This is a genomic window from Colwellia echini (genome assembly GCF_002843355.2).
In the GTDB taxonomy this organism is placed as follows: Bacteria; Pseudomonadota; Gammaproteobacteria; order Enterobacterales; family Alteromonadaceae; genus Colwellia; species Colwellia echini.
Genome location: NZ_PJAI02000008.1, coordinates 168,681 through 181,540, shown reverse-complemented (window position 1 = coordinate 181,540; position 12,860 = coordinate 168,681). Strand labels below are relative to the sequence as shown.

Here is a 12,860-nt window from a genome sequence, read left to right as displayed (position 1 = left end):
CGAGTAGATAACTTAGTAAAACAAGCTCTTGATGATTCATTTTGCGTGAACCCCTCGGAACTGGATGCGCATTTTAGAGACTTTAATTTATTGGTCAACACTTTTCTTTAAAAAAAGGTTGTTTTTTTTACCTTGCTTTATTTTTACTCAACCGCTGTACGCGTTTAACTCTAAATGGTCATTATTAATCCTACCTTTAGTTACCTTGATAATATCACTAGATTATTCTTCATTGCTTTGATTGTCCGGATTGCTGCTTTTATTGGCTGCCTATGTTATTTTTAGTGTTAATAACAATCTTTGTAAATGCTAAATATCAATAGGTACCATTATGTTAATTCCCAAACTTCGCTCATATAAGGGTGTTACTCCTAAGATCGGTGAGAATAGTTATGTAGATGATTCAGCAATTCTCATTGGCGATATTACTTTATCTGAAGATGTAAGTATTTGGCCACTTGTTGCCGCTCGAGGTGATGTAAATACGATTAATATCGGTGCGCGCACTAATGTACAAGATGGCAGCATTTTACATGTAACCCGTAAAAGTAAGAATAACCCTGACGGATATCCACTCATTATTGGTGAGGATGTGACCATTGGTCATTTATGTATGCTACATGGTTGTACTCTAGGCAATAGAATACTTGTTGGTATGGGAGCAATTATTATGGATGGAGCGATAGTTCAAGATGATGTATTTATTGGCGCCGGTACTTTAGTACCACCCAATAAAATATTGGAGAGTGGTTTTTTATATGTTGGAAACCCTATGAAAAAAGCACGTCCGTTAAAAGAAAGTGAAAGTGCTTTTTTAAAACAATCAGCAATTAACTATACTGAACTTAAAGACGACTACCTTGCAGAATTAGTTAATAATTAGTTGTAATCATATTATTTAGCGCATTTCTATATGAATTTCATTTCCCTCTGGCTCATTTTTTTCGAGCCAGAGTTCAACAACTTCTTCTAAATCAAATTTAGTACAACTACTAATTTCAGATAATTGTTTTAATTGCATTGAATGAAAATAAACAATTATAGATTGACCTGAAACTAATGCTGTAAAGCACCAAGCATCTTGCTCATTGTCAAAAGTTAAATCGTCATTAAACAAAATTGCTTGGTTCATAATCAGCCTAGCCTTGTTGAATAGCTTTTCTTAATTGCTCAATAACAGAGTGTATATCAGGCATAATCTTATGCCAAACTGAAAAGCTTACCGCTGCCTGCCCAACTAACATACCTAAACCATCAATCGTTTTTCTTGCGCCTTGCGCTTTTGCCCATTTAATAAATGGCGTGTCATCTTTACCGTAAACCATATCGTAACAGGCAATATCATTAGTAATGACTGATGTTGGTATTGGCGGTAAGTCTCCAGATAAACTAGCAGATGTTGCATTAATAATAACATCAAAGGTTTGATCTGCAAGTTCATCAAAACCACAAGCAGTTAACCGTTCATCATTAAAGTTTTCACAAAGTGCTTCAGCTTTACTTACGGTTCTATTTGCAATGGTTATGCTTTTAGGATCTTGCGCTAACAACGGTAAAAGTACACCTCTAACCGCACCACCGGCACCAAGTATCAATATTCGACTCTGTTTGAGCGTAACATTATTGTGCAGTAAGTCTTGAACTAACCCTTCACCGTCAGTGTTATCGCCATATATTTTACCTTCTTTAAAAGTAAGAGTATTTACTGCACCAGCTAATGATGCTCTCTCTGTTAAGGTGTCTGCTAATTTCAATGCATCTTCCTTAAAAGGTGCGGTAACATTTGCGCCTTTGCCACCTTGGGCAATAAAAATTTTTACTGCGGTTTTAAAGTCTCCAAGTGCTACTAACTGCTTTTGGTAATCAATCGCGATATTATTTTCATCGGCAAATATTTTATGTATGTCTGGTGAGCGAGACTGTTTTATTGGATTACCGTAAACAAGGTATTGTTCTATATTTTGTTGGGTCATGGTTTGGGTCGTCGTTTTAGCTAAAAGGAGATGTAATAGTGACAGGTTCACTGAATTTTCATTTACCCGAAATAAAACATCTTTGCTGAGTTATTATCCTTAATTTATATTGATATCAATCGAATTAATTAACCGATCAATTTTTAATTAGGGAAAATATTCAAGAACAGTACGTTTAATTTTTTAAATTGGTATGAGTCACTATTTACGCTCTTATTAGTGCATCCGTTAATGCATCAATTATTTTTGACGGTGATGTATGCCCTAATGTATTACCTTTAATAATAAAGTCAACCTGCTCAATTAAGGTTTTATCCAAGCTTTCCCAGGTTTTAGCTGGCTCTTGACCAGATAAATTGGCACTAGTAGATACAATAGGTTTATTCGCTTGTTCACAAAGTAACACTACATCAGGCTGACTAGTAATTCTCACCGCAATAGAATCAAATTGCCCAGATAACAATGGCGATAAGTTTTTATTTTTAGGTACTAGCTGCGTAATACCATCTGGCCACCGTGATAATATTAAACTTAATTTTTCTGGTGGAATTTTACTTACATCAATATAAGGCAGTAATTGTGCGTAGTTACCCGCTAGTAAAATAAGTCCTTTTTCAGCAGGTCTTTGTTTAAGTTCTAATAAACGGCTCAGTGCTGCTTCATTATCTGGATCGCAGCCTAAACCAAAAACAGCTTCAGTAGGATAAGCAATGATCCCACCTTGGATAAATACATCAACTACATTTTTCTCGGTCACGGGCAACTCATTTAGTTAATAATTACAGACCTGTTAATATTATCAAACTCATTTAATAAATGCCTAATAAATGCCTAAATTTATCAAGAGAAAAGTTCACCATTCCGTATTTGCTCAAACAAGGTTATAATTACAGGCTTATTTTTTAATTTCTTCGTAATAGAAGAATATTCAATTCTATTTAAAGGGCATAAATTCATGACAGTGGGCATCATCATGGGGTCAAAATCTGATTGGCCAACAATGCAACATGCAGCAGAAATGCTTGATTTATTAGGCGTTAAGTATGAAACCAAAGTTGTTTCTGCGCACCGTACTCCTCATTTGTTAGCTGAATATGCTGAAAGTGCGAAAGACCGAGGTATCAAAGTTATTATTGGCGGTGCTGGTGGCGCTGCTCACTTACCAGGTATGACTGCCGCTTATACATGCTTACCTGTGCTTGGTGTTCCTGTCCAGTCTAAAGCGCTTAGTGGTCAAGATTCCTTATTGTCTATTGTACAAATGCCAAAAGGTATTGCTGTAGGTACATTAGCCATTGGGACTGCTGGTGCTGCTAACGCAGGTTTACTTGCTGCGCAAATCATTGGTACTTTCGATCCTGAAATCCAAAAAAATATTGAAGCGTTTCGTAAAAACCAAACCGAAACAATACTTGCCAACCCAAATCCAGCAGATTAAAGATAACTCATGAATAAAGTTCTCGTACTTGGCGCAGGTCAATTAGCTCGAATGATGGAATTAGCGGGCACACCTTTAAACTTGGATGTTAAAGCATTTGATGTAAGAAGTGATAAAGTTGTTAGCCCTATTTATCCAGATCGGATTTACGGTGATTTACAACAAGGTATTGCTAATGCTGATGTAATTACTGCTGAATTTGAGCATGTTGCACATGATGTACTTGCCGAGTGTGAGCAATCAGGTAAATTATTTCCGACAAGTGAAGCCATTAAAATTGGTGGTGATAGACGTTTAGAAAAAGCATTACTAGAGTCTTGTTGTGCAGCAAACGCCAAACATCACTTTATAAAAAATAAAAATGATTTTAATAAAGCACTTGAAGTATTAAGTTTGCCTATTATTTTTAAAACGGCGCTTGAAGGTTATGACGGTAAAGGACAATGGCGTTTAAAAACCGCTGCAGATGCCGAAAGTACTTGGCAAGAAATGGCTGATTTTTTAGCTTCTGCTAAAGAGACACAAGGTATTGTTGCTGAGCAAATGGTACCATTTGATCGCGAACTTTCTTTAGTGGGTGTTCGTCGTGTTAATGGTGATGTTGCTGTTTATCCATTAACTGAAAATCATCATACCAATGGAATTTTAAGCGTTTCCTTAGCCGCCCCTGTTGATAATAATCTACAGAATCAGGCAGGCACAGTTTTTAAAGCATTATCAGATAAGTTAGGTTATGTCGGTGTTTTAGCTATCGAATTCTTTCAGGTTGGAGAGCAGCTTTTAGTTAACGAGATTGCTCCTCGCGTTCATAACTCTGGTCATTGGACTCAACAAGGGGCTGATACCTGTCAGTTTGAAAATCATTTACGCGCCATATGTGATTTACCTTTAGGTAGCACTGAACTGGTTCGCCCTACTGCCATGATAAATATCATCGGTGAAGACGCGGTTCCTAATGAAGTACTTGCTGTACCAAGTGTAACTATGCATTGGTATAACAAAGGAAAACGCGCGGGTCGTAAAATGGGTCATATCAATGTAAGTGGTGAGAATGAACAACAACTTGCTGAGCGCCTACAACAATTAGCCGGTATTCTTTGTAAACATGCATTTCCTGATCTAACTGATTTTGCTTACGCTTATATAAATAACCTTAAAACTAAATAATACATTTTATTTGTTTAAACAAAAACGCTGATTACCTACAAAGTAATCAGCGTTTTTATTGTGTTATGCCAAGTGGATTAATTACTCTTCTGCATATGGGAGCATTTTTTGTCTGCGCATTGATATTTTACACCCGCCGCCATATTTCTTTTAAGTAACAATGGAAATTGGCATTTTTCACAGACTCCTTCACTCGGCTCGTGATTAACCACAAACTTGCACTTGGGATAAGCGTCACAAGAATAAAACTTCTTGCCAAAACGACTAGTTTTTTCTTGAAGCGATCCAGATTTACAACTCGGGCACACTACATTTTGTATTACTTCTTGTGTTTCGTGTTCTATATGATGACACTCTGGGTAATTACTACAGCCAATAAACATGCCATAACGGCCTTGCTTAACTGCTAACTCATGACCACATAATGGACATTCACTTCCCGGTAATATTTTAGCCTCTACACGCTCATGCTCAACGACAGCTCGAGTAAATTGGCAACTAGGGTATTGAGTACAACCTAAAAAAGCACCCGACTTACCATGTTTAATAGCGAGCTTTGCACCGCAATCTGGGCACAATTGATCTACTTTATCTAAAGCATGTTCGTGATGAGTAAAGAGTGATTTATCTGAAGCAGACATTATTGAAATTACATTTAAAACGTATGTGGGACTATTATGCCATAAAATTAGCCTGAACAATATGTTCAGATATTTACATCTACTCAGTAGAAGCTAAGTTACAACTAAGGATATCCAATGGTAAAACTATCTATAGTTAAGATAGTATTACCAGTGATATATTAACCTTTAATGCAGTGGGCCTTCTTGCTCTTCAAAAATTAAATCTTCTAATTGAGAATAAGCAGACTCTTTACCTGGAACATTAAATAATACCATTAAAATAACCCATTTAAGATCATCCATAGAGAAGTACTGAGTATCAAGCTCCATTACTCTATCAATAACCATTTCACGCGTAGTAAAATCAAGCACATTCACTTGCTCTAAAAACAAGATAAAACCACGGCTTTTGGTATCAAGCAGTTGCATTTCATCGTTAGTATAAATGCGAACCGATTTACTACCTACACGAGTTAAGTAAGGATATGCATCAGTATCCTGTAAAGCAGATAGCTTTTCTAACCAATTTAACGCTTTGTATATTTCATCCTGATGAAAGCCAGCACGTGTTAACTCATCTGTTAACAAATCATGGTCTACCATGGCTTCAGCTTCATTTTGGATATACGTTTCAAAAAGATACATTAAGATATCAAACATAATTAGCTCCTTTACACTCTATTTAGTTCTAATGTAGCCACCAGGTACCGCAGATACCAAGCCACTTAGTTCAAGCAATGTTAATCGTGTTAACACCTCATCTACGGGAAGTTCGCTACGCGAAACAACTTTATCTACAGGAGTAATCTCAAATCCCACATTATCCAACAATTCATCGTTACACAAGCCTTTTTGCTCAATTTCAACGACACCGTCTAATGTACCTTGTACAGCCAATTTAAACGGTTGAGCGCCATTCACTGAATTAGTCTTACTAAAGTGTAGACTAGCTTTATCAACAAAAGCGAACTCATCTATTATATCGGCAGCTTGTTCAACAAGTTTAGCACCTTGTTTAATTAACCAGTGACAACCTTTAGCTTGTTGATTTTCAATAGAACTAGGAATAGCAAATACTTCCCTATTTTGTTCTAACGCACAACGAGCGGTAATTAATGAGCCACTTTTTAGTTCAGCCTCAACCACTAAAACACCTAAACTTAAACCACTGATAAGTCGGTTTCTTTTGGGAAAGTGCCCCGCTTTAGGTAGAGTGCCGGGTAAAAATTCACTTATAATAGCGCCTCCTGCTGCAATTATGTCTTGCGCCAATGTGCGATGTCTTGCTGGGTAAACTTGATCTAATCCCGTAGCAACAACAGCAATAGTACTGTTAGGGTGAGTAATTGCACCTCGATGAGCTGCAGCATCAATGCCAAGCGCTAAACCACTAGTTATAACAAATTGTTGTAAAGCCAACTGTTGGCTTAATGTAAATGCCGCGTCTCTACCACTTACACTAGCTGAACGACTACCAACAACTGCGATTTGATCAGCATTAAGTATTGAATGATTTCCTTGGGCAAAAAGTATTAATGGCGGATCATAAATTTCTTTAAGCAATTGTGGATAATCAAAATCCCCATAACAAATAACAATACTATCGCAGGCAATACTCGCTTCAATAATTTGAGTGATTTTTTGCCAGTCTGGCTGTTGAAACGCAAGTAGTTGTTTTACGCTTAAGTTATTCGCTGAACTAAGTACTGAGACAGCACCGTCTACAGAAAAAAGAGAGGTTAAACCAAAAGTCTCAACAAGGGCTATTTTTTTGTGTATTGCTAAGCGAGGGACAAGTTTTAACGCTAACCAGTATTCCGTATCGCTTCGTTGAGAACTTGAATACTGATTTGGCTGAAGACTTGATTGGTGATCAATAGGATGACTGTTATTACTCATACTTGTCTTCTCCTTAAGAGCAAGTTTACGTTTTATTTTCTTTTTCTACTTTCTATATAATCAGATAAGTAGAAAAAGAGAGATAAAATATTTAACAGTGTTTTTCTGGTACAGTTTATTTAAATGAGTTTTACTCTGGTGCAGTAATAATATCGTTAATTCTAGCCGGTTTATCTGTTTGTAGAATAATACCCATACTAGTTTTTTCAAATACTTTGAAGATCATCAATTCGCCAAGATACTCTTCTGGCATTTTATAATCACTACCCGTCAGCTTATCCCAGCTAGATGCTTCAACAAGGTAAGCAGGACCATCTCCAGTATCAACAACTCCTGGGCTTGTACGTTTAATTCCCATTACATCACCAGAAGTTACACCATGTTCAACACCACGGTTTATCATAATAATTTCTAGTTTACCAAAACCACGAGCATCGCTTGTTGCTTTTACAATAGAACCACGAAGTGATTTATCTGCTGCTTTCATTGTAAAAACAGACGGTAATAATTGGCCTTCATTAATGGGGACTACATAGCTACCTGAGTTAATTTCTCTTTTAACTGAACTAACATGTATAGTAGCGGGAACATCATTTTCCATATCGCCGCTTCTTATCGCTTGCCCAGTACCCACTAAATCAACATAAAAACCAAGTGATTCATCAGTTTCAGGATCAAAAAGCTCTTCGCCCTTATCGTACATAGCGTAACTTTGCGACACCACCAAATCAGCATTAACATAGACTTTAAAATCTTTTGTCGTCATGCGATAGCCTTCATCACTACCTAACACGTAAGGTAATTCTTCTAGCTCATCTTCTGAAAATAAGTGCGCATATGTCATATAAGGCGCGATGACCTCAAGTGGTAATAACTTTATTGCTGAATCATTTTTATTTTCTTGGCGAATTTTCGGTGACCATTTATAACTCGCTTTTCCTTGTGTAGCAGAGCCCTTCTGATCTACCACTAACATAGGCTCTCCATTTTCATCATAAACCAGTTTTAAAACATCACCAGGATAAATTAAATGAGGGTTGTTTACTTCTGGGTTTAAACGCCACAACTTAGGCCATAACCAAGGTTGCTCAAGAAACACCGCTGATATATCCCAGAGGGTATCGCCCTTCTCTACTACGTGTGTTTTAGGCGCATTATCATTAAGCTTTATTTGATCCGCTAATACAATTAACGGATAAGAGATCAGAGACAATGATAGTATTATTTTTTTAAGCATGGAGCTCTTTCCTTTTCAGTGCTTACTGTTTTAACGCACTATAATTATTAGTTATATCAAGTGACTTAAAAATGCGGGTTTCAGTTACAGTTACTTGAGTATATAATTAAAAGATAACATTCTCGATGAATTATCGCTAACTCTTTTAAATAAATATGACTATTTTAAATGTTTTACGTTTTCCTGATCCGCGCTTAAGAACAAAAGCCCAACCAGTTGTTGATATAACTAATGCTACAGCAACTATTATAGATGATATGTTAGCAACCATGTATGACGAGAACGGTGTCGGCTTAGCGGCTACTCAAGTTGATATTCACCAACAAATTGTTGTTATGGATACTTCAGAAGATAGAAACCAACCTATTGTATTAATTAATCCTAAAATTACTGAAAGCAGTAATGAAACTTCTATTAATGAAGAAGGTTGTTTATCAGTACCTGGCACTTATGCCAAAGTTGACAGACATAACACCTGTACTGTTGAAGCACTTGATCGTGAAGGTAAATCATTTACTTTAAATGCATCTGAATTACAGAGCGTTTGTATTCAACATGAACTAGATCACTTAAATGGTATTTTATTTGTCGATTATCTTTCTCCTTTAAAACGTCAACGTATCCAAAAAAAGTTAGAAAAAGAAGCTAAGTTTGAAAACCTCTCATAAATATTAATACAACCCAAATAGTAAGTACCAACTTACTATAATAGGATTTATCTTGAATACGCCATTAAATATTATTTTCGCCGGAACGCCTGATTTTGCAGCTCAACATTTAGCGGCGTTAATTAACTCTGAACATAACGTTATCGCGGTATATTGCCCGCCAGATAAGCCTGCAGGTCGAGGGAAAAAATTAACCGCTTGTGCCACCAAATTACTTGCGCTAGAGCACGGTATAACAGTAGAACAGCCTATTAACTTCAAAGACGAAGAAGCCCAGCAACAATTAGCACAATATAATGCCGACATTATGGTGGTAGTTGCTTACGGCCTATTATTACCAGAAGTTATCCTAAAGGCTCCGCGCTTAGGTTGTATCAATGTTCACGGTTCAATTTTACCTCAATGGCGCGGCGCAGCACCAATTCAGCGCTCTCTAGAAGCTGGCGATGCAAAAACTGGCGTAACTATCATGCAAATGGATAAAGGTTTAGATACTGGCGACATGATATTAACTGCAGAGTGTAATATTGAAATTACCGACACCAGTGCTAGCCTTTATGAAAAACTTGCCAACTTAGGCCCTGTTGCATTAATAGATACACTGGCTTTAATGGCACAAGCCAATTATCAAGCCAGCGAACACAATATTGCTCAAGACAATAACCTTGCAACTTACGCTCATAAGCTTGATAAAGCAGAAGCAGAGCTAAATTGGCAACTTAGTGCCAATGAATTACACAGAAAAATCAGAGCTTACATTCCTTGGCCTGTATCTCAGTTTACTTTTGAAGAAGCTGAAAACAAACTACATAGACTACGCGTTTGGCAAGCATCTGTTCAAGCAAACTCACATAACGCGGCTGCAACTCCTGGAACAATACTAAAAGCAGACAAAGAAGGTGTTGAGGTACAAACAGCTGATGGAGTTATCCGTTTAGAAGTTATTCAACTTCCTGGCAAGAAAGCGTTACCGGTAAAAGATATTATCAATGGTCGCAGCGATTGGTTCGTTGTTGGCAGCCCAATTAATAAATTGAGTTGAGCTAAAAGCACTCAGCTAAAAACAACTAACAGATAAGTGAAATTAAGATAACCAATGACCATTAATATTAGAGCACTTGCAGCAAAATGTTGTTACGCCGTAATAGATCAAGGCAGAAGCTTAAGTGATGAGCTACCAAAACAACAAGATAAGTTAATAGGCAAAGATAAAGGCCTATTACAAGAAATCTGCTATGGCGTGCTGCGCTACTTACCAGAGCTAGAAAATGATGTACGTCATTTAGTGCCAAAGCCTATTAAAGGTAAACAACGCGTATTTCACTTTTTATTACTAGTTGGTGTATATCAAATAAGGTATATGCGTATTCCCGATCACGCCGCAGTAAGTGAAACCGTTGCGGCAACCAAACCGCTAAAAAATAGTCATATGAAAGGGCTTGTAAATGCCGTACTTAGAAGCTTTTTACGAACCCTTGAAGCCGAAAGTAAAGTATCTGGCGCGGATAAAAATCTACCTGATCCAATTAAATATAATCACCCGAGCTGGTTTATAAAAAAAGTACAACAGAGTTACCCTGAGCAATGGCAATCTATTCTTGAAGCTAATCAAAATAGACCGCCTATGTGGTTGCGTGCTAACCAACAACATCATAGTAGTGAGCAATACCAAGTATTACTCAATGAAGCTGATATTGAAATTGACCATGTTGATGCCTACTCAAAAGCTATTGCCTTAACGAAGCCGCTTGACGTTGCTAAATTACCTGGCTTCGACCAAGGTTGGGTTTCAGTGCAAGATGGTGCAGCCCAACAAGCGGCATTGTTACTTGATTGTCAACCAAACGACATAGTACTAGATTGTTGTGCGGCGCCTGGCGGTAAAACGTGTCATATTATTGAGCAAACACCTACTATTGCTTCAATGACCGCTATCGATATTGAAGAAGGTCGTTTAACTCGAGTTCATGAAAACTTAGAGCGCTTAAACCTCAACGCAACAGTTATAGCCGCAGACGCTGCTACTAAAGATTGGTGGTCAGGTGAATTATTCGATCGTATTTTACTTGATGCCCCCTGCTCTGGCACCGGCGTAATTCGCCGTCATCCCGATATAAAGTGGCTGCGTAAAGCTGACGACATTGATAAATTAGTTATCTTACAGCAACAGATACTTGACAACATTTGGTCATTACTTAAACCAGGCGGCACATTGCTGTATGTAACCTGCAGTATTTTACCAGAAGAAAACTGTCAGCAAGTATCTCGCTTTCTTGAACAAAATCAAGATGCACAATTAATTGCCATTAATAGCAATAACCCTGATACTGATGAAAATAATGTTGGCTGGCAATTATTACCTGATGCGAGAAACATGGATGGTTTTTATTACGCCAAATTATTAAAGGCTAAATAAAACTTTAATGAATTTTAATTTCAAAAAGTAGAATAAATAACACATGAAGATAATCATAGTAGGTGCAGGACAAGTTGGCGGCACGCTAGCTGAAAACCTTGTTGGTGAAAACAATGAAATATCTGTTGTTGATACCGACAATGAAAAACTTCGTGAACTGCAAGATAAAATGGATTTACAGGTTATAAATGGTCAAGGTTGCTACCCTGATGTATTGAAAGCTGCTGGCGCTGAAGATGCAGATATGGTTATCGCCGTAACAAATGACGATGCAACCAATATGATCACTTGCCAGATATGTTCATCGTTATTTAAGACTCCGAAAAAAATTGCCCGTATTCGTTCTAATCAAATTTTAAAATACTCTGCCGAGCTGTTTCACAAACAACATATCCCTATCGATCATATTATTGCTCCTGAAGAATTAGTTACTAGAGATATAGCTCGACTAATTGATTACCCAGGTGCATTACAAGTATTGGAGTTTGCAGAAGGTAAAGTCAGCTTAGTTGCAGTAAAAGCCTATTACGGTGGTTTGCTAGTAGGTCATGCGCTTTCAACTTTGCGAGATCACATCCCTAATGTCGATACCCGTGTTGCTGCTATTTACCGAAATGGTAGACCAATACGCCCTCTTGGCACCACTGTAATTGAAGCAGATGATGAAGTGTTTTTTATTGCTGCAAGTATTCATATACGCGCAGTGATGAATGAATTACAAAAACTAGAAACAGCTTACAAACGTATTATGATTGCTGGTGGTGGTAATATTGGTGCCGGGTTAGCTCGTATTTTAGAAAAGAATCACCAAGTAAAGCTAATTGAGCGCTCACAAGAACGTGCCGAACAGCTAACCTCTGAATTGAATAATACCTTGGTATTTGCAGGTGATTCTTCTGATCAAGAATTACTCACTGAAGAGAATATTGACCAGTTTGATATTTTCATTGCTGTTACTAATGATGACGAAGCAAACATTATGTCGTCATTACTTGCCAAAAGACTTGGCGTACGTAAAACCATGGTACTAATTCAACGTGATGCTTATATTGATTTAGTACATGGCAGTACTATAGATATTGCTATATCACCTCAACAAGCTACTATTTCAGCTTTATTAACCCATGTTAGACGTGGTTCTATTGATAATGTTTACAGCTTACGTGGCGGCGCGGCTGAAGCGATAGAGATTGTAGCAAAAGGTGATGAGAAATCATCTAAAGTGGTTGGTCGTACTATCAAAAACATTAAACTACCACCAGGAGCAACAATTGGTGCAGTAGTTAGAGGAAGTGAAGTATTAATTGCACATTCAAATACATTAATACATGAAGAAGATCACGTGATTCTATTTTTAGTCAGTAAAAAATATATCAGTGATATAGAAAAACTATTCCAAGTAAGCGCTATTTACTTCTAATTTCAACATACAGCTTAGA

Annotated in this window: 14 protein-coding genes; 7 read left to right on the top strand and 7 right to left on the bottom strand. The window is 37.3% G+C overall.

The window, feature by feature from the left end:
- The first annotated feature begins 331 nt into the window (after positions 1-331).
- Entirely contained in the window at positions 332-883 is a 552-nt protein-coding gene (locus CWS31_RS09255; RefSeq protein ID WP_101344931.1) for a gamma carbonic anhydrase family protein, read from the top strand.
- 15 nt (positions 884-898) lie between these two features.
- On the opposite strand, the gene CWS31_RS09250 is transcribed toward CWS31_RS09255, so the two are convergent.
- The 3 genes from CWS31_RS09250 to tsaC form a co-directional block, all read right to left on the bottom strand.
- Positions 899-1,132 carry a hypothetical protein gene (locus CWS31_RS09250; protein WP_101344930.1) on the bottom strand — a complete coding sequence of 78 codons (234 nt, stop codon included), beginning with the start codon at positions 1,130-1,132 and terminating at the stop codon, positions 899-901.
- A gap of 7 nt (positions 1,133-1,139) precedes the next feature.
- Positions 1,140-1,973 carry a shikimate dehydrogenase gene (gene aroE / locus CWS31_RS09245; protein ID WP_101344929.1) on the bottom strand — a complete coding sequence of 278 codons (834 nt, stop codon included), beginning with the start codon at positions 1,971-1,973 and terminating at the stop codon, positions 1,140-1,142.
- 205 nt (positions 1,974-2,178) lie between these two features.
- Positions 2,179-2,730 (bottom strand): L-threonylcarbamoyladenylate synthase type 1 TsaC, encoded by a 552-nt coding sequence (gene tsaC, locus CWS31_RS09240; protein ID WP_101344928.1) that lies wholly within the window; start codon positions 2,728-2,730, stop codon positions 2,179-2,181.
- 198 nt (positions 2,731-2,928) lie between these two features.
- On the opposite strand from tsaC, the gene purE reads away from it, so the two are divergent.
- Both purE and CWS31_RS09230 read left to right on the top strand, forming a co-directional pair.
- Positions 2,929-3,411 carry a 5-(carboxyamino)imidazole ribonucleotide mutase gene (gene purE, locus CWS31_RS09235; protein ID WP_101344927.1) on the top strand — a complete coding sequence of 161 codons (483 nt, stop codon included), beginning with the start codon at positions 2,929-2,931 and terminating at the stop codon, positions 3,409-3,411.
- Between the two features lie 9 nt (positions 3,412-3,420).
- Positions 3,421-4,578: a 5-(carboxyamino)imidazole ribonucleotide synthase gene (locus CWS31_RS09230; RefSeq protein ID WP_101344926.1), complete on the top strand. Its 1,158-nt coding sequence runs from the start codon at positions 3,421-3,423 to the stop codon at positions 4,576-4,578.
- Between the two features lie 77 nt (positions 4,579-4,655).
- On the opposite strand, the gene CWS31_RS09225 is transcribed toward CWS31_RS09230, so the two are convergent.
- The 4 genes from CWS31_RS09225 to CWS31_RS09210 form a co-directional block, all read right to left on the bottom strand.
- Positions 4,656-5,219, bottom strand: coding sequence for a DNA topoisomerase family protein (locus CWS31_RS09225; protein ID WP_101344925.1), 564 nt, complete (start codon positions 5,217-5,219; stop codon positions 4,656-4,658).
- Between the two features lie 168 nt (positions 5,220-5,387).
- Positions 5,388-5,861 (bottom strand): DUF494 family protein, encoded by a 474-nt coding sequence (locus CWS31_RS09220; protein ID WP_101344924.1) that lies wholly within the window; start codon positions 5,859-5,861, stop codon positions 5,388-5,390.
- Between the two features lie 18 nt (positions 5,862-5,879).
- Positions 5,880-7,100 carry a DNA-processing protein DprA gene (gene dprA, locus CWS31_RS09215; RefSeq protein ID WP_101344923.1) on the bottom strand — a complete coding sequence of 407 codons (1,221 nt, stop codon included), beginning with the start codon at positions 7,098-7,100 and terminating at the stop codon, positions 5,880-5,882.
- Positions 7,101-7,230: 130 nt separating this feature from the next.
- Positions 7,231-8,337, bottom strand: coding sequence for a LysM peptidoglycan-binding domain-containing protein (locus tag CWS31_RS09210; protein ID WP_101344922.1), 1,107 nt, complete (start codon positions 8,335-8,337; stop codon positions 7,231-7,233).
- A gap of 155 nt (positions 8,338-8,492) precedes the next feature.
- On the opposite strand from CWS31_RS09210, the gene def reads away from it, so the two are divergent.
- Genes def through trkA form a run of 4 tightly spaced genes read left to right on the top strand, consistent with a single transcriptional unit; the run spans position 8,493 to position 12,841 of the window.
- Entirely contained in the window at positions 8,493-9,005 is a 513-nt protein-coding gene (def, locus tag CWS31_RS09205; protein WP_101344921.1) for a peptide deformylase, read from the top strand.
- 52 nt (positions 9,006-9,057) lie between these two features.
- On the top strand, positions 9,058-10,047 hold the full coding sequence (gene fmt / locus CWS31_RS09200) for a methionyl-tRNA formyltransferase (RefSeq protein ID WP_101344920.1): 990 nt from the start codon (positions 9,058-9,060) through the stop codon (positions 10,045-10,047).
- Between the two features lie 54 nt (positions 10,048-10,101).
- Entirely contained in the window at positions 10,102-11,421 is a 1,320-nt protein-coding gene (rsmB, locus tag CWS31_RS09195; RefSeq protein WP_101344919.1) for a 16S rRNA (cytosine(967)-C(5))-methyltransferase RsmB, read from the top strand.
- 43 nt (positions 11,422-11,464) lie between these two features.
- Positions 11,465-12,841: a Trk system potassium transporter TrkA gene (gene trkA, locus CWS31_RS09190; protein ID WP_101344918.1), complete on the top strand. Its 1,377-nt coding sequence runs from the start codon at positions 11,465-11,467 to the stop codon at positions 12,839-12,841.
- Positions 12,842-12,860: the final 19 nt, after the last annotated feature.

Coding starts and splice junctions, on each gene's coding strand:
- CWS31_RS09255 (WP_101344931.1), top strand. CDS start 332: ATGTTAATTCCCAAACTTCGCTCATATAAGGGTGTTACTCCTAAGATC.
- CWS31_RS09250 (WP_101344930.1), bottom strand. CDS start 1,132: ATGAACCAAGCAATTTTGTTTAATGACGATTTAACTTTTGACAATGAG.
- aroE (WP_101344929.1), bottom strand. CDS start 1,973: ATGACCCAACAAAATATAGAACAATACCTTGTTTACGGTAATCCAATA.
- purE (WP_101344927.1), top strand. CDS start 2,929: ATGACAGTGGGCATCATCATGGGGTCAAAATCTGATTGGCCAACAATG.
- CWS31_RS09230 (WP_101344926.1), top strand. CDS start 3,421: ATGAATAAAGTTCTCGTACTTGGCGCAGGTCAATTAGCTCGAATGATG.
- CWS31_RS09225 (WP_101344925.1), bottom strand. CDS start 5,219: ATGTCTGCTTCAGATAAATCACTCTTTACTCATCACGAACATGCTTTA.
- CWS31_RS09220 (WP_101344924.1), bottom strand. CDS start 5,861: ATGTTTGATATCTTAATGTATCTTTTTGAAACGTATATCCAAAATGAA.
- dprA (WP_101344923.1), bottom strand. CDS start 7,100: ATGAGTAATAACAGTCATCCTATTGATCACCAATCAAGTCTTCAGCCA.
- CWS31_RS09210 (WP_101344922.1), bottom strand. CDS start 8,337: ATGCTTAAAAAAATAATACTATCATTGTCTCTGATCTCTTATCCGTTA.
- def (WP_101344921.1), top strand. CDS start 8,493: ATGACTATTTTAAATGTTTTACGTTTTCCTGATCCGCGCTTAAGAACA.
- rsmB (WP_101344919.1), top strand. CDS start 10,102: ATGACCATTAATATTAGAGCACTTGCAGCAAAATGTTGTTACGCCGTA.
- trkA (WP_101344918.1), top strand. CDS start 11,465: ATGAAGATAATCATAGTAGGTGCAGGACAAGTTGGCGGCACGCTAGCT.